Source organism: Viridibacillus soli, assembly GCF_016612995.1.
Taxonomy (GTDB): Bacteria; Bacillota; Bacilli; order Bacillales_A; family Planococcaceae; genus Viridibacillus; species Viridibacillus soli.
In genome coordinates this window covers 1-16,327 of sequence record NZ_JAEOAH010000021.1, presented here as the reverse complement: position 1 = coordinate 16,327, position 16,327 = coordinate 1, and the positions used below count along the sequence as shown (strand labels likewise).

Genomic DNA, 16,327 nt, shown 5'->3' with positions numbered 1-16,327 from the left:
TAAAAGCCTTGAAACCGCAAATTACATCATCGGTTTTCAAGGCTTTTATTTATTAATCATTCATCGTTTTTAAATAATCAAATAACAACGAAACATTTGTAGATCTATCCAATGAGGCTACGTCCGTAGAAATGTTTTTCCAACTTTCTAGATACTTTTCGTCTAATGTTGAGGTAGAAAAATTTGGTAGAAAATAGGATAGAAAATCTTCAATTGGCATTTGTGACCGCTCTAAAAAGTCTTCTACCTCACGTACTTTATAGCGTGTTTCTGGGTTGGCTTCGTTAAAGAGAACATGCTCAAGTGCACGCGAAAAATAGTACAACTGATAATTTACTTTGCCTGATAAGATTGAATTTAGCGTTCGCATTGTATGGATGTTTTTGCTTTTTAATTTGTTTCTTTCGATAATCTTCTGTTGCTGGTTGCTATTTGGGACGCTAATCGTAGTAGCATTATAAAGTGTAAGTTTTTCTTGGTTGTCATTAATGACAACCGCAGATTCCTCGATAAAGCAGCCATCTGTATCTGCAATTTGAATAATTGATAAAATATCTGTAGTACCCAATTTCATTTTATTAATATAATTTTTGACACGATCACCGACTAAATTTTTTATATGGGCGTTTTTTTGTTTTAAGTCGCCTAAAATATCGCCTTTAATAATGTCGAATCTTATTTCATTGTTAGTAAACAATGTTCTTATTCGGTCATATAATAATGCTTCTTCACAGGCACCTTCCACTAGCAGCAAGACAACTTTTTTTGCCTGTTTACTCATTCACAATGCCCGCTTTTCTAAATGCTCTTTTTATATCATAAGAATTCGTTTCTTTATAAATATCCTCATCTTGACCACCTAACTGCACTGCACGCAAGTAGACATCTCTTGGATTATTGAGCTTTTTGACACCCTTTAATTGCATATACCGATTTTCCTCATTAGTAGTAGTGAACCATAATTCATGAATAGGTAACACCTCTAGAATTCTTAAGTTATGAGAAGTGAAAATTAATTGGCCTGAGCCATTTTCATTAATAATTTCAAGTAGCTCGCCTAATAAGTATTCAAATACACCAGCATCTAATTCATCAATGACAACACAAGCATTTGGGTTGTTATAAACCGCAATGAGCGTACTTAAAATAGAAATAATTTTCAATGTACCTTCAGATTCACACTTCAAAGGTAGCTCAATATCGCCTTTTCGAGATAGAAATTCAACGAGTACCCCATCAGATCCGTCATTCATTTTCTGTGTATGAATGACGTGGATTTTAATTTGTAATCCAGGAATAAGCATTTTGAGTACGATATTCGTCTGTTCTATTAATTCCTTCATGGCATCAAACAGCGCTTTTGGCAGCAATGTTGTATCTTCTAATTTAGAAGGAATGACTCCGCGTTTATTTTCGAGATGGATATGAAAAGGCATTGTAATATTTGAGATTAGATTTCCGTACTGCGTATTATCGATGATATGCAAATCTCTCTTGAAGTCATAAATGATATTTTGAATGAGTGTCATTTCTGCTTCATCTAGGTAATTAGGAAGAATATTTCTAACTTCTTTTCTAAAAATAAATGAAGAATTGTTTTCCTTTGATAGATGATTAGCAACTAATACTTTGACGCGATCATTTTCATTTAAAGAGGGGTGAGCTGTAGTGCGAATAGTAATATCATCTTCATTTTTTGAAATAATATTTTTGAATCGTTTTCCACGTTTATTTTCTCGATAGCTTAAATTTTCTGCCATTACATTTAATCTTCTCTCACCTTTAACAAGAGAAACACCGTATTTTAAGAAAAATTCGCCATAATCATTTTTCACTAAAAATTGAAAGTTAAGTTGTAGTGATGGCTCTCCGTAGTAAATATGGAGATGATGAATATCAGGGAGCTTTTCATTTTGCCCGCCTTTTAGGAGCATTGCTAAAAGTTGAAAGGCTTGTACAACAGCAGTTTTCCCTGAACCATTTTGCCCGTAAAATCCAATAACATTGGCCTCGTCCAAAGTGTCAAAATGAGTATCGATATGAAATGTTCCGTATTTCACGTTTTTCAGCTTATTTAATGTGACATCTAAAACTTTAATAATCGGTTTCATGTACTTCCTCCTAGAACCGGAATGTTTATATTATATAGATAAAGGGTAAAAAATATACTAATTCTAATTATAAAACAGAAAATTCGGAGTGTCGTTATTTAGGGTTTATAGTTCAATGATATAAAAAAGAGGTTGCCAATAGCCAATTAACTTGGCTTCTGAGCAACCTCTTTTTGCATAGTCATATTATTTTTTGTTTTGTCGTAATATATTTTACCTTCTTCAGAAATCTCCCAATAGCCGTGTTTGGAATCTTTTCGGACAAAGTCTTTAATATTCAGCTGCTGGCTAGCCCAACGAACGTTATTTTTCCATTGGGGCTCTTGACCATCGCGCACTGTAATACGTGCTTGATCCTCAGTAATATTGAATACTTCACGCATTTCCTCATAAGCTTCACTGATAGCTACAGGTTCATTACGCTTATATAAATAAGCTAGTAAATATGGCTCTATGTCTGTAGATGTAGGAAGGATTGGACGTTTGTTCTTGATCTCTAAGGACAAGTCCTTATATCCATTTCTCTGTATTTCCTGCTCGATTAAGAATCGAATAGAATCACCGATTTCAGATTGAGCACCGGCCCATCTCATAATGCCCTCATCGTTTTTTCGAAGTCGTAAAGTTAACGAGTTACCGGCATGATATTGCTCCTTTGACATATGTTATCCCCCTGGAAGCCGATTATATCGATTTATTGATTGAATTTTTTTAGGCGAGAATGGAGATAAACTTTTTTGCCTCTTTCGCTAATGCTCCAATAGCCACGTTTTGCAGTTGTTGATGCATATTCTTTTTTCTTTAATTCTGTATGTGCGCTTCTAACTTCATTTTCGAAAAGGCTTGCTCCACTTTTTTGAGTAAGCGCCTGTTGTGCAGTAGTCAGTTGGAACACATTGGCCATAGCTTTATAAACGTCTTGAATCTGTACCTGTCTTTCTTTTAAATAAAGAAATTCAAAAAGGCGATTTGCGATAATTTTACGATCTGGTAAGCTGACCTCTGGCGTTGCAACATTGACATTTGACATAAATGAATAGCCCCCTATTAAATAATAGAAGCAATTTTAGTAGCTGCTCTTGTATACATTGTATCACAACTGAACACATTAGTCGACAATGTAATGCGTTGTAGTACATTATGCATGAAAATAAAATTTTATTTATTACTATTATGTAACGCTTTAATTTTCAGAATCTTAAAACCCTTCAAAATCACACTTACGTTAACTTGATTTAATTTTAAGTTGACACAAACTGTATATTTTTTTACTATAGATTAATACATAAATAAATATACAGAGGTGTAATATGACAACAAATACAGTGGGCACTAAAAGTGCATTGAGAACAGTGGATTTAGTGTATTGTGCATTATTTGCAACATTAATGATGATTGGAGCCAATATTACTTCCTTCGCCCCGTTTTTGGTAGTGGGCGGGGTACCGATTACATTACAAGCATTCTTCGCCATATTAGCGGGACTGGTGTTAGGGAGTCGATTAGGTGCGATTTCGATCACGGTATACATGTTAATCGGTTTAGCAGGAGCTCCTGTTTTCGCAAGTTTTAGGGGAGGTCTTGCACAAATTCTAACTCCGACATTTGGCTTTATCGTTACGTTTATTTTAGTGGCTTTCATCGTTGGAAAGATGGTCGAGCATAATCGTTCGAAAAAAATGTACATCACAGCGGCATTGGTTGGGACAATCATTAGTTATTTACTTGGAACCAATTGGATGTATGCCGCATATATGCTTGGGGCAGGGGCACCAAAAGGCTTTTCTTACACAATGGCATGGCTTTGGATGATGCCACCATTACCAAAGGATTTAATATTAGCCGTCTTTGCGGGTGTATTTGGCCATCGATTACAAAAAGTATTGAAAGTGGGGAAATTAAGATGAATTATGAAGCGTTAGCACAGCAAGTATTAGAAGGTTATCAACTGACAGATACAGAAGCATTGGCAATACTGGAAAGCCCAGATGAAAATTTACTGCCGCTATTACATGCTACTTTTCAAATTCGTAAACATTATTATGGTAATAAAGTGAAGCTTAATATGATCATTAATACAAAATCAGGTCTTTGTCCAGAAAATTGTGGATACTGCTCACAGTCAATTATTTCAAAGGCACCAATCGAAAAATATGCAATGATGAAGCAAGACGAAATCATTGCAGGAGCAGACCGTGCAGCATCCCTAAATGTAGGTACATATTGTATCGTTGCAAGCGGTCGTGGCCCTGTAAATAGAGAAATTGATATTGTAGTAGACTCTGTAAAGGAAATTAAAGAAAAGCATAGTGATATGACTGTCTGTGCATGCCTAGGTATTTTAAAGCCAGAGCAAGCGAAAAGGTTAAAGGAAGCAGGTGTTGATCGCTATAATCACAATATTAATACGTCTGCCAATCATCATGAAAATATTACGACTTCACATACATATGATGATCGTGTGAGAACGGTTGAACTCGCAAAAGAAGCGGGAATTTCACCGTGCTCAGGAGTTATTGTCGGTATGCGAGAAACAAAACAAGATGTAATAGCAATGGCACGTAGCCTACACGCATTAGATGCGGATTCAATCCCAGTAAACTTTTTAAATGCGGTAGATGGTACACCGTTAGAGGGGACACATGAGCTAAACCCTCGCTATTGTCTAAAAGTATTATGCCTATTCCGCTTTATCAACCCATCAAAAGAAATTCGAGTATCTGGTGGTCGGGAAGTGAATCTTGGTACGCTACAGCCACTTAGCTTATACCCAGCAAACTCTATTTTCCTTGGAGATTACTTAACAACAGAAGGACAAGCAGGAGAAAAAGACCGTCAAATGCTTGAAGACTTAGGATTTGAAATAGATTTAGAGCCGTTGCAACGTGAACTGCAAGCAAACTAGCCTGCTATAAATGAAAATCCCCTCTAAGTAGATTACTACTAGAGGGGATTTTATATTCGATATATATATAATTTAAATAAGTATTTCCATCACATGAGCTAATCCTCAACTACACAATCTCTAGGAATCCATCCAACCTCACCATTCGAATTTTTGATCAGTATATACCCGGCAGTCGAATTATCCACAATCCACACCGTTTCTAAGGCTTTTACTGACAGAAAAGTTGCACTAAGATCATCAGTACAATTCGCTTTGCCATCTACAATTTCTAAATATTCATTCTTAATCCATTGTTGACGATGGATATTGATATTTTCACAAAGTGTAAAATACTTTTCTTGTTGAATGATTTTCATTCCATAGTTTGGATATGTGACTGTACCCATTCGTTTTTTTGTATCGATATAATCTTTTTTTATAATGGCCTTATCTGATAAATCGTCAACATAACAAGATGTATACGTGTCATCTTGAATAATTAAGGCGTTTAATTGTCCATCTTTTTTTATTTGGTTTCCACCGTCTAATGAAGTGATTTTCTTATCCCAATCGATTAACGCTCCATGTGAAGTTATTTGATCGGCTCTATAATTTACGACTGGCCAATGTCCAACAATTACCATTTTATCAACTTGATGACCTTTTTCATAAAAAGAGTCTGCATACAATGCAATTGTCTCATCTGTTTGCTGCCAATTGGCTTTATTTTCAATCCCTGCATGAACGACTATGAAATTTTCTGTTTCAATGACATTTGGTAATTGTTCAAGCCAAGTTAATGTTTCTCCGAAATGCTGGCGATAATAAATTGCTAATTGCTGTAGATTTTCAAAATCGTCTAATGACTTATGATGAAAAGTTAGCATCTCCTTTAAAATGGAATTTCTTCTTTCAATATAAGGGATAATCTTTTGATCATTATTTTCTACAAGATGAAAAATAACGTCACAATTTCCTTTTGTCACATACACATTTGGCGAACTTTCACATAATGCTCTAACATATTCAATGGTTTCCAAGCTATTAATACCTTTTTCACAGAGATCACCATTTATTATTAAATAGTCATCTGTTATGTAATGAACTTTACTAAGCAATCTTTTAAATAAACCTAAACTCGCATGGATATCAGAAATAATAATGACTCGTTTTTCGTTTTCTAAATGAACCTTCTTTACTTTCATCATGAATCATTCCTCTTTTTTGTAAACGTAATAGTCCTATCTATTCAATAATTTACGCCGTAAATCCTGCCCAAAAACACAATTTTATCTCACTTATTGTGTTGTAGTCTAATCAATTTTTGGAGGCAAGTAAAGGACAAATCTTCTCTTCATGTTAATAATATTAATTTATTTTTCAAATAAACTTGGTTTTTAGGGTAGAAAGAACGTTTTTCAATTGAATGGAGATAGTGTTGCTAGATGTAAGCCAATATGAGAAATGGTAATGAATGAATTGTGGAATTGGTACAAAAATATGCATGTTGTAGAGCTTTCTAATGTGAGTAAGCTCCAGAATTATAGAAATTACCAACTATTAGAAAGTACTAGCTAGAATTATTTAATTTAACATAATTTACTATTATTGTTGACACTTTGTTTAGAAAAGGTTATATTGAAAAAACACTGATATTGATAATCATTATCAGTGTTTATGGATATATAGGTAGGCCTACTTATATCAATTGATAAATAAAGGAGAATTGTCTGATGAAAATGAATAAATTTTGGATATTTGGATTAGCAGTATTTTTAGTAGCTTGTGGAGGAAAAGAAACAACACCGAAAAAAGAGGATAGTAAAGCAGCAGAAACGGAAGAAGCAGCTTCAAAAGAACAAACAATTACATATCTAGATAAATCATATACTTTACCATCTAAAGTAAATAATATTATTGCTGCAAGTTTAGAATCTATGGAAGATGCAGCAGTACTTGGTGTAAAGCCACTTGGAGCGGTAACAACTGCTGGTAAACTACCAGAATACCTTGCTACTGATTTAGCAGGTGCAACTTCAATTGGTGAAAAAATGCAACCGAACTATGAAACTATTTTAAAATTAAAGCCAGATGTTATTTTAGGTTCATCAAAATATCCAGATGAAGTGGTTGGGCAGTTAAATAAAATTGGAACGATGATTCCCGTATCACATATTTCTACGGATTGGGAAGATAATCTACTCTTAATGGGTAAGTTGACAGGTAAAGAATCTGAAGCGGAAAAAATTATTAACGATTACAAAACAGATGCAGAAGCTGCAAAAACTAAAGTTGCTGAAAATGTTAAAGACAAGAATGTGTTTGTAATACGTATCCGTGCCAATAGCATGTTTGTTTATCCAGCTGGTGTGTATTTGAATCCCGTTATTTATGAGGATTTGGGATTAGAAGTTCCTGAACTAATTACTAAAACTGCTGCTCAAGAAGAGATCTCAATTGAAACTTTGGCTGATGTAAATCCTGATATTATTTTCTTGCAATTCGAGAAAAGCGAAAATGATGGAAAAACTGCTGCATTAGATGATGTATTAAAAAACCCTATCTTCAAGAGCATTAAAGCTGCTAAAAACGACAAAGTATTTGTGAATGTAGTAGAACCTATGGCACAAGGTGGTACAGCTTGGAGTAAAGAAAAATTCTTAAATGTAGCTGTTGAAAATCTATCGAAATAATGTGTAAGTCTATGATTAATGAAATAAAGAAATCTAAATTTGTACCAATTCTAATTATAGGTACCGCACCACTCTTCATCGTAATTACTATTGCATTATCAATCTTATACGGCACAAAGGATATTGATATCACGACAATTTGGCTAGCCATTACACAATTTGATTCGGGAAATGTTGACCATAATATTATCATGCAATCCCGTTTGCCACGCGTCTTTGCTGCTCTGCTTGTAGGAGCATTTCTCGCAATATCAGGTGCTATTATGCAGGGGATGACAAGAAATTATCTTGCTTCCCCTTCTATTATGGGTGTAACGGATGGTTCAGCATTTGTAATCACAATTTGTATGATCTTTTATCCTGATATGTCTAATTTCAATCTAATCATTTTCTCTATGGTTGGTTCAGCTGTTGGAGCAGGGATTGTATTTGGTTTTGGTTCCTTTATGAGAAATGGTCTATCTCCTGTAAGATTGGCCATTATCGGTACAGTTATTGGAACATTTTTGAGCAGTATATCAGCTGCACTTGCTACATACTTTCAAATTTCACAAAACATAAGTTTTTGGTACAATGCGAAAATTCATAAAGTGGACCCCGACATTCTTTTACTGGCCATACCATTTGGTTTAGTTGGACTTCTATTAGCCCTGTATATTGCTAAATCAATTACTATTTTATCACTTGGTGAAGATATTTCGATTAGTCTTGGCCAGCGTACAAAATGGGTAAAGTTTATTAGTATATTGATAGTCATCTGTTTAACTGGGACTGCAGTGGCGCTCGTTGGGAAAATTGGCTTTGTAGGATTGATTATTCCACATATTACGAGATTTATTGTAGGTGTTGATTATCGCTTTGTTATTCCTTGCTCTGCGATTATTGGAGGGGTATTTTTAGCACTTTGTGACGTGGGTAGTCGCTTCATTAACTTTCCGTTTGAAACACCAGTTGGTGTCGTTACATCGTTAATTGGTGTACCTTTCTTCCTCTATTTAATTCGTACGAGAGGAGGAGATAGTCGTGCATAAACAATATCGTAAACGCTTTTTGATGACGTCTTCTGCTGCTATTTCGCTTATTTTTATAGCTATGTACATTCATATTACAAATGGCACCTTCGATATGTCGATTAAAGATGTTGTCACAACATTGTTACGAATTAATCCAAACAATGATTTTGATTTAGTCATCTTTCAATTTCGCCTTCCGCGAATTGTTATTGCGGCGCTTGTAGGTCTTGGATTAGGAATCGCAGGTACGGTTATTCAAGGTATCACAAGAAACGGCCTAGCTGATCCAGGGATATTAGGTATCAACGCTGGTGCGGGTACTTCTATTGTAATATTCATGTTTCTTTTTCACATGCAGCTAGTTGCATCTAGTAGCTCCAATTGGTTATCAATCTTATTGATGCCTTTGTTTGGATTTGTTGGAGGGGTAATTGCTGCAATTATCATATATAGCTTTTCGTGGAGAAATGGAAAATTGGATACGCAGCGCCTAATTTTAACGGGTATTGCCATTAGTTCAGGATTTGGTGCTCTTTCAATGTATATATCTCTGAAAATGCGTGAAAGCGATTTTGAAATGGCGACAGTTTGGATGACTGGAAGTATTTATAATGCAAACTGGATTTTCATCGTTGCCATGTTACCCTGGCTTCTAATTTTAATACCCGTAATCTACAAAAAAGCTTATTTATTAGATTATTTACAGCTTGAAGAAGCAACCATTAAAAGTCTTGGTATTGAAATTGAAAAAGAGAAATCGATATTGCTTTTATGCAGTATTGGTGTGATTAGTGCATGTGTGGCCGTATCAGGTAGTATTTCCTTTATCGGATTGATGGCTCCTCATATCGCTAGACAGCTTGTTGGTATACAGCATCGTTATGTCATTCCTACGAGCGCGGCAGTTGGAATGCTGTTAGTCATTTTTTCTGATTACATTGCAAAAACAGTTTTCGCTCCTGCAGAAATTCCAGTAGGTATCATTGTGGCAATTATTGGTGTTCCTTATTTTCTATATTTATTAGTTAAATCAAAAGCGTAAAAGGAGAACCAATAGATGGTGTCAAATATTATTAGAGCGCAAAAGTTAACGACAGGTTATGAAAAGTTCACTGTTTTCTCAGACTTGAATACGACAATTAAAGCAGGGCAAATAACAACAATTATAGGTCCGAATGGTTGTGGTAAATCTACCTTATTGAAAACAATTGGGCGTATTTTAAAGCAACAAAGTGGTGAAGTTTTTTTGCAGGAACAAGACATGAAGTTGATTTCGACTAAGGAAATTGCAAAGCAACTAGCGCTTCTATCTCAAAATCCAGAAGCGCCTTTACAATTAAAAGTGGAAGAACTTATTTCTTATGGTCGCTTTCCTCATCGAAAAAACGTAGGCACTTTATCGAGTAAAGATATTGAAGTGATTGAGTGGGCAATGGATATAACGAAAACGACTGCTTTTCGTGACCGTGAAATTGCCCAACTTTCAGGTGGTCAACGCCAAAAGGTATGGCTAGCGATGGCTCTTGCACAAGAAACAAGTATTTTGCTGTTGGATGAACCAACGACTTATTTAGATCTTGCGCACCAACTTGAAGTACTAAAGATTGTAGAGCGTCTAAATAAAGAGCATCATTGCACCGTGATAATGGTATTACATGATATCAATCATGCGGCTCGTTTTTCTCATGAAATAATCGCAATGAAAGAAGGAGAAATCGTTACTGTTGGTTCGCCGAAAGAAATTCTAGCAAAAGATGTATTAAAGCAAGTATTCAGTATCGATGCACGCATCATGATTGACCCTGAAAACGGGGCTCCAGTGTGTTTTGGATATGATACATTTCTAGAGCAGGAATAGGGAGGATCTTAATGAAGACAGTAAGTAAAATTACTCAAGATAATACAGAACAATGGTTATACTATTCCAATAAAATGGATTATTCATATGATATAAAAGTGTCCTTGCCTAAATCCTCGCCACCTATAGATGGTTACCCTGTTATTTATATACTAGATGGAAACTCATACTTCCAATTTGCACAAGATGTTGTACGCTTGCAATCTAAAAATGAGCCAAAAACTTTAGTAAATGAAGCTATTGTTGTAGGCATTGGGCATCAAGAAAAGGATAAGGAAGCATCCAAACGACGATTCTATGACTTTACTGCACCTGCAGAAGAGTATGTTTATCCAGATCGTCTAAAAGGTTTCGATATTGGTAACCACGGAGGAGCACAGAGTTTTCTTGATTTCATCGAGTTAGAGTTAAAGCCTGAAATAGAAGGCCGCTATACTATTAATAAAGAGAAACAAGCATTGTTTGGACATTCTCTTAGCGGTTTATTTACATTATGGACACTCTTTACAAAACAAAATGCTTTCCAGACTTATCTTGCTTTAAGTCCATCAATCTGGTGGAATGATCATGAAATTTTAACTTATATGGAACAGTTTCTTAACCAATTGAAAGAGTATGAGAAAAGGCACCTTTTTGTTGCAGTAGGTGAATGTGAGAGATTTATGGTCGATGATGCAATACAAGTAGTAAACAAGTTAAAAGAGGATCAACAAGCCCATGTGGAATGTGAATTCTATTGTGCTCCGGAAGAAAATCATGCATCTGTCGTGCCTACAGTCATGAGTAGAGTAATCCGCTTTGCAAGTAAATACTAGTAAAGATTTTGAAATAACTGCGATTTGGACATGATTTATAAACATTGGTCTGTAGCATGTCAGTTAAGTTAGGGCATTCTATTAGGATGATTTTGGCGAAACCTCACCTTGGAGTTTGTGTTTGAATGGTGGGTAAATCGAAGAAGTTTGCATACCTTGTCCTATTTTCAGTACTATGCGCATTGTGTGAAAAATATAAACTTTTCAATGGGGCTATCTCTAAGTCTATTTTTGACTTAGAGACGCTCCTTTTATTTTTTAAAACGAAGATATCTCCGTGATTCTAATATTGATTATTAGGAAAGCTCCCTTATTCAGATAGTTACATCTTCTAGGTGATTGTGTATAACTATATCTAAATTTCAACAAAAATGTGGTTTTGTTTTGTCCCGTGATTATGGAATTAGTTCCTCATTTATCAGTAATAGATTGTTTATTCCATGGTTAAACGAAAGTATCTAACATCCATCTATTTGTTATAATTAAATTATATCAGGTATGTTGATTAGGGGAATATTAGGTTGCTATTTACCGTTAAAATGTTTTTTTTATGTTCAATACTAACATATGTTATTCCGTTTTTTAGTTGATTGTAGCGGAAAGCGAGTATCCCGTAGCGGAAATCAACCTACCACTTTATTGATAATGGTTAAAATTGGTTGATTAACACGCCTAAAATTATATAATAAATGTAAAAAGGGAGATTCATATGGAAAAAGTAAAATGGGTAAAAAACAATTTCTATTCACCAACTTATAGTATGGAAGAACTCCAGTATTTCGAAGCCACAAATATCTCAAATGTTCATGCATTTCAAAAAACACACCCGGCTTATACAGAAACTCCACTACATCAACTCGGACAATTAGCCAACTATTTAAATGTCTCAGATATCCGGGTTAAAGATGAATCCTATCGATTCGGTCTCAATGCTTTTAAAGTAATGGGTGGTATTTACTCCATCGGAAAATATATTGCCGAACGATTAGAAATGGATATTGAAAATCTTTCTTTTGAAATGCTGCAATCAGCAGAGTTGAAAGAAAAGATAGGTAACTTAACATTCATTACAGCAACAGATGGCAATCACGGGCGGGGCATTGCATGGGCAGCAAGAGAATTAGGTCAGTCTGCTATCGTTTATATGCCAAAGGGATCGTCAAAACAACGTCTGCAAGCTATTAGAAATGAAGGAGCCACAGCCGACATCACAGAGATGAACTATGATGACACCGTTCGCATGTGTGCAGAACTTGCTGAACAAAACAACTGGATTATGGTTCAAGATACAGCTTGGGAGGGGTATGAAGACATCCCACTTTGGATTATGCAAGGTTATGCCACAATGGCAAAGGAAATCACGGAGCAGCTAGAGCAAGATGGTGGTCAACTACCAACCCATATTTTCTTACAAGCGGGAGTTGGCTCATTTGCAGCAGCAATTGCAGCCTTTTTCTTTGCAAAATACCCCGATAATCCACCAACAATTGTTATCGTAGAACCCAATCAAGCCGATTGCTACTACAAGTCCTTCATAACACCAGAAGCTACAAGGGAAATTGTAGGAGGAGACTTGACAACAATTATGGCAGGGCTGGCATGTGGCGAACCAAACACTAGAGCCTTCCGCATCCTTCGACAATACGCCACTGCCACCTTCTCATGCCCTGATGCCGTAGCTGCACTCGGTATGCGCATTTACGGCAATCCGCTACAAGGAGACCCGACCATCATCTCGGGAGAATCAGGAGCAGTGACACTTGGATTGCTATATTATTTAAGAAAATATAATGCGAGTGCTTGTGCAGACATTTCACTTGATGAAAACTCACGTGTATTAGTCATTAGTACTGAAGGAGATACGGATGTGGAAAGTTATCGGGGGATTGTTTGGGAGGGTTAAATATTGCAGTCAATCTCTGCTGAAGTAATTTTTGGGAAATGGTAATTGTGATGAGTTACCCCGTTAGCGCCCAAATGGAATTAGTGGAAAATAAAAAAGGGAAAACAGTGTCAGTAGTTCATATGAAAATGATTATGGAACACCCACTTACTCCTAATATTTATGATTACTTAGTAAAAGAATAGTAGTCAAAATAGACTTTTTAGCTAACTGTATGGTTCGAAATTATGAAGTAAAGAAAAAACAGAGGAGGCAAACCAAATGCCAGAACTTAAATACGAAATCGTAGAAAACATCGCAGTACTTTCAGAAGGTGCTAAAGGTTGGCAAAAGGAATTAAATTTGATTAGTTGGAATGGGCGTGCGCCAAAGTATGATCTACGTGATTGGTCTGAGGATCATGCGAAGATGGGCAAGGGTATTACGCTGAGTACAGATGAATTGCAAGCTTTGAAGAAGGCTCTGCAAGGGCTGAATACTTAAATAGAATAAGATGTCGTTTATGGCAACATTAAAGTGCGGATTTGTGCAGTGTAATTGTATAAAGTCCAGCACTTTTTTTGCCATAAAAAGTTGGGTCGTTTCATATTGTAGTGTATAAGTGTTTTACAGTTTAAACGGGTCAGGAGCGTGACGGATGAAGAAAATCCTTCTTGCGATAGCTTTGCTTATTGTAAGTGGTGTAGGTGTAGTTTTTTATATGAATACAAGTGAAGAAGCAACTTCAGATCATAATAAAGGCGACTTAAAAGAAAAAATTGAGGCATTTGCTGAAGATAAAATTAAAGTGAAGAATATAGAAAAGGAAAAGAGCATTGACCAAACGCATAAAGTAGTTCTTTTCAGAGTAGGAAATGAAAAATTGGGATTTGCCGTATTAAATGGAAATAATGTAATCGCGGTTAAATCTGGTGAGGATATACAAGGCTATGAGCATTACAAAAATTCATTCATCGTGTATGGCAAAAAGCCTAAATCTGAATACAGCAAACTAAATTTATTGATCGATACTGAAAGCAATGGAGATATAAAAAAAACGATAGACTTAGATGAAGGGGATTACTATTTAGAAGTACAAAGTTTATCGGAGGATATTGAACATTCTGAACTGCTATTGGAAAACTACATATTCCAATAAGCAGTGTTTTATTTACTCATGTTGTTTAATTCTGGAAAGGATCATTTTCTATAAATCGATGTATTCCGCAACTGATTTTTAGATAAAGAAATATAAGTACGTGCCGAAATAGAACAAATTGAAAAAGAGTTACCCACTAATAGTTGGAGGGTAACTCTTTTTGACTTTGTTCAAATGTTCTGTCGCACTGTTTTTTAGTAAGGAGTTATTTTAGTACTTTATAACGAAATTTATATAAGATATTGTTATATATAAGTTTAGATAAAATAATAAGAATTTATAAAACAATAGAAATATAACTTATGTAGTTCAAAATCAATGAATAATAGTATATTATAGGTAATATGTAGGGATATTTTTTTTATTACGTAAATTCATTATAGGTATCTTGTAGAGGAGAGTATGGGATGAATGGAATGTCTAGGTTAAGTAATAAAGTTTTTGTGTTTATAGTAATTATCATCGCACTAGTAATTGCAGCGTTTTCGCTAACTTTATATTCAAATACAACTAAGTCAGTGGACAAGACGATGAGGAGTCAGGTCGTCCGTATTGGGAATAATGTTGCGTCCCAGTTAGATGCAGAGAAATTTCAGGGAATTTTGGATAACCCGGTGGAGTCTGATTTATATTGGGAGCTACGTGATGAATTGAACGATATTCGCGAGAAGAATGGTGTCCTTTATTTATATACGATGACGGTGGTAGAAAAAGGTGGAACCGCAAAAATGTTAGTCGATGGTTGGCCTAAAGAGGTTGATGATGTGTCGATTGGTTCTGATGAACCGACATTTGACGATGACGTTATGGATACAATTAATAAGGATGGTCATTATCATTCAGAGATTGAATACTTTGAAGGTTTTGGAGATTTACTATCTGCAGTCGTTCCTATGAAAAATGCAGATGGTAAGACAATTGGACTCATTGGAGTTGATATCGCAGCAGATGATGTAAAATCTGTGAAATCAGAAATTTTACAGTCAACTCTGCCAATTGCAATAGGCACTATTTTATTAATCGGAGCGGCTTTAATATTCTTTATTCGTCGTTATACTAATAGTACGCTACAGCCTTTAACTATTCTGCAGGAAGCTGTAGTGCAATTTGCAGATGGTAATATTGTTGGTGCTGAGAAAAAACTAGAGTCAGTGAAATTTAAAGGGAACAATGAAATTACTCGTTTTGAAGTTGCATTTTCGGGAGCTTTGACAAAGCTAAAAGGTACTTTTACAGAGGTATTTTTTACAGCCGAAGAACTGAAGAAAGTAATTGACCAAATTGGTGTATCTGCACAAACAGTTCATACATCGAATAATGAAGTTGCCGATAGTATTTTGCAAATTGCATCAGGTAGTGAGCAGCAGAAGCAAAATAATGGTGAAGTGATAAATGCAATGGGAGAAATGGTCATCGGTATTCAGAGAATGGCTGATTCTACATCGAATATTTCAGAAGAATCGATTGACATGACCTCTTTAGTAGAATCAAGTGTGAAGGAATCACAAGAGGTTGTTAACCAAATCCAAAATGTGGAGCAGTCGGTTTTATCAACGGCAGAGCATGTTACAGAATTGGGCAATAAATTCCGTTCGATTGAAGAAATGGTTGAAGTAATTACAAGTATTGCGGATCAAACAAATTTACTAGCTTTAAATGCTGCAATTGAAGCCGCAAGAGCTGGTGAATCGGGTAAAGGTTTTGCAGTTGTAGCGGATGAAGTACGCAAACTTGCTGAAATGTCACGTAACTCAGCAGAGGATATTCGTAGTCATATCCAAATCTTTAGTAGCACTGCAGAAAGTGTAGTAAAAGAGATGAATGAAAGTTCACTTGAAGTGAAGGAAGGAAGCCTAGCGGTCAGCTCAATTGGCACAAATTTAAAAGCTATTTTACAATCCGTACGGCA

At 35.5% G+C, this 16,327-nt stretch carries 17 protein-coding genes; 12 read left to right on the top strand and 5 right to left on the bottom strand.

What is annotated here, in order from left to right; genetic code table 11:
- Positions 1 to 52 precede the first annotated feature (52 nt).
- From JFL43_RS13620 to JFL43_RS13605, 4 genes are all read right to left on the bottom strand, one after another.
- A complete protein-coding gene (locus tag JFL43_RS13620; protein ID WP_200749455.1) occupies positions 53 to 781 on the bottom strand; it encodes a hypothetical protein in 729 nt (242 codons plus the stop codon).
- Complete coding sequence (locus JFL43_RS13615; RefSeq protein WP_200749454.1) at positions 774 to 2,111, bottom strand: AAA family ATPase; 1,338 nt, start codon at positions 2,109 to 2,111, stop codon at positions 774 to 776. The genes JFL43_RS13620 and JFL43_RS13615 overlap by 8 nt, the downstream gene beginning before the upstream one ends.
- A gap of 146 nt (positions 2,112 to 2,257) precedes the next feature.
- Positions 2,258 to 2,773, bottom strand: coding sequence for a winged helix-turn-helix domain-containing protein (locus tag JFL43_RS13610; RefSeq protein ID WP_200749453.1), 516 nt, complete (start codon positions 2,771 to 2,773; stop codon positions 2,258 to 2,260).
- 32 nt (positions 2,774 to 2,805) lie between these two features.
- The gene (locus JFL43_RS13605; RefSeq protein WP_100795100.1) at positions 2,806 to 3,141 is read right to left on the bottom strand and encodes a winged helix-turn-helix domain-containing protein; all 336 of its coding nucleotides are present in this window, start codon (positions 3,139 to 3,141) and stop codon (positions 2,806 to 2,808) included.
- A gap of 280 nt (positions 3,142 to 3,421) precedes the next feature.
- On the opposite strand from JFL43_RS13605, the gene JFL43_RS13600 reads away from it, so the two are divergent.
- Positions 3,422 to 4,018 (top strand): biotin transporter BioY, encoded by a 597-nt coding sequence (locus tag JFL43_RS13600; RefSeq protein WP_100795099.1) that lies wholly within the window; start codon positions 3,422 to 3,424, stop codon positions 4,016 to 4,018.
- The gene (gene bioB, locus JFL43_RS13595; RefSeq protein ID WP_234447782.1) at positions 4,015 to 5,016 is read left to right on the top strand and encodes a biotin synthase BioB; all 1,002 of its coding nucleotides are present in this window, start codon (positions 4,015 to 4,017) and stop codon (positions 5,014 to 5,016) included. Before JFL43_RS13600 ends, bioB begins: the two co-directional genes overlap by 4 nt.
- A gap of 98 nt (positions 5,017 to 5,114) precedes the next feature.
- Here the strand turns inward: bioB and JFL43_RS13590 are convergent, their stop codons facing one another.
- Positions 5,115 to 6,206 carry a metallophosphoesterase gene (locus JFL43_RS13590; protein WP_100795097.1) on the bottom strand — a complete coding sequence of 364 codons (1,092 nt, stop codon included), beginning with the start codon at positions 6,204 to 6,206 and terminating at the stop codon, positions 5,115 to 5,117.
- Between the two features lie 525 nt (positions 6,207 to 6,731).
- Between JFL43_RS13590 and JFL43_RS13585 the strand changes: the two genes are divergently transcribed.
- The 10 genes from JFL43_RS13585 to JFL43_RS13540 form a co-directional block, all read left to right on the top strand.
- A complete protein-coding gene (locus JFL43_RS13585; protein WP_100795096.1) occupies positions 6,732 to 7,691 on the top strand; it encodes an ABC transporter substrate-binding protein in 960 nt (319 codons plus the stop codon).
- A 23-nt stretch (positions 7,692 to 7,714) separates the two neighbouring features.
- Positions 7,715 to 8,722 carry a FecCD family ABC transporter permease gene (locus tag JFL43_RS13580; RefSeq protein WP_200749494.1) on the top strand — a complete coding sequence of 336 codons (1,008 nt, stop codon included), beginning with the start codon at positions 7,715 to 7,717 and terminating at the stop codon, positions 8,720 to 8,722.
- Entirely contained in the window at positions 8,715 to 9,746 is a 1,032-nt protein-coding gene (locus JFL43_RS13575) for a FecCD family ABC transporter permease (protein ID WP_407701983.1), read from the top strand. The genes JFL43_RS13580 and JFL43_RS13575 overlap by 8 nt, the downstream gene beginning before the upstream one ends.
- A 15-nt stretch (positions 9,747 to 9,761) precedes the next feature.
- On the top strand, positions 9,762 to 10,562 hold the full coding sequence (locus JFL43_RS13570) for an ABC transporter ATP-binding protein (protein ID WP_100795095.1): 801 nt from the start codon (positions 9,762 to 9,764) through the stop codon (positions 10,560 to 10,562).
- Between the two features lie 11 nt (positions 10,563 to 10,573).
- Entirely contained in the window at positions 10,574 to 11,377 is an 804-nt protein-coding gene (locus tag JFL43_RS13565; protein ID WP_234447780.1) for an alpha/beta hydrolase, read from the top strand.
- A gap of 709 nt (positions 11,378 to 12,086) precedes the next feature.
- Positions 12,087 to 13,280, top strand: coding sequence for a diaminopropionate ammonia-lyase (gene dpaL / locus JFL43_RS13560; RefSeq protein WP_200749452.1), 1,194 nt, complete (start codon positions 12,087 to 12,089; stop codon positions 13,278 to 13,280).
- 47 nt (positions 13,281 to 13,327) lie between these two features.
- Positions 13,328 to 13,465: a hypothetical protein gene (locus JFL43_RS13555; protein ID WP_200749451.1), complete on the top strand. Its 138-nt coding sequence runs from the start codon at positions 13,328 to 13,330 to the stop codon at positions 13,463 to 13,465.
- A 76-nt stretch (positions 13,466 to 13,541) separates the two neighbouring features.
- Positions 13,542 to 13,763, top strand: coding sequence for a YdbC family protein (locus tag JFL43_RS13550; protein ID WP_100795093.1), 222 nt, complete (start codon positions 13,542 to 13,544; stop codon positions 13,761 to 13,763).
- 154 nt (positions 13,764 to 13,917) lie between these two features.
- A complete protein-coding gene (locus JFL43_RS13545; RefSeq protein WP_200749450.1) occupies positions 13,918 to 14,418 on the top strand; it encodes a hypothetical protein in 501 nt (166 codons plus the stop codon).
- A gap of 407 nt (positions 14,419 to 14,825) precedes the next feature.
- On the top strand, positions 14,826 to 16,327 hold a 1,502-nt coding region (locus JFL43_RS13540; protein ID WP_200749449.1), incomplete at its 3' end, for a methyl-accepting chemotaxis protein.

Excerpts from the sequence above, each read along its gene's own strand:
- JFL43_RS13620 (WP_200749455.1), bottom strand. The coding sequence starts at position 781 with ATGAGTAAACAGGCAAAAAAAGTTGTCTTGCTGCTAGTGGAAGGTGCC.
- JFL43_RS13615 (WP_200749454.1), bottom strand. The coding sequence starts at position 2,111 with ATGAAACCGATTATTAAAGTTTTAGATGTCACATTAAATAAGCTGAAA.
- JFL43_RS13610 (WP_200749453.1), bottom strand. The coding sequence starts at position 2,773 with ATGTCAAAGGAGCAATATCATGCCGGTAACTCGTTAACTTTACGACTT.
- JFL43_RS13605 (WP_100795100.1), bottom strand. The coding sequence starts at position 3,141 with ATGTCAAATGTCAATGTTGCAACGCCAGAGGTCAGCTTACCAGATCGT.
- JFL43_RS13600 (WP_100795099.1), top strand. The coding sequence starts at position 3,422 with ATGACAACAAATACAGTGGGCACTAAAAGTGCATTGAGAACAGTGGAT.
- bioB (WP_234447782.1), top strand. The coding sequence starts at position 4,015 with ATGAATTATGAAGCGTTAGCACAGCAAGTATTAGAAGGTTATCAACTG.
- JFL43_RS13590 (WP_100795097.1), bottom strand. The coding sequence starts at position 6,206 with ATGATGAAAGTAAAGAAGGTTCATTTAGAAAACGAAAAACGAGTCATT.
- JFL43_RS13585 (WP_100795096.1), top strand. The coding sequence starts at position 6,732 with ATGAAAATGAATAAATTTTGGATATTTGGATTAGCAGTATTTTTAGTA.
- JFL43_RS13570 (WP_100795095.1), top strand. The coding sequence starts at position 9,762 with ATGGTGTCAAATATTATTAGAGCGCAAAAGTTAACGACAGGTTATGAA.
- JFL43_RS13565 (WP_234447780.1), top strand. The coding sequence starts at position 10,574 with ATGAAGACAGTAAGTAAAATTACTCAAGATAATACAGAACAATGGTTA.
- dpaL (WP_200749452.1), top strand. The coding sequence starts at position 12,087 with ATGGAAAAAGTAAAATGGGTAAAAAACAATTTCTATTCACCAACTTAT.
- JFL43_RS13550 (WP_100795093.1), top strand. The coding sequence starts at position 13,542 with ATGCCAGAACTTAAATACGAAATCGTAGAAAACATCGCAGTACTTTCA.
- JFL43_RS13545 (WP_200749450.1), top strand. The coding sequence starts at position 13,918 with ATGAAGAAAATCCTTCTTGCGATAGCTTTGCTTATTGTAAGTGGTGTA.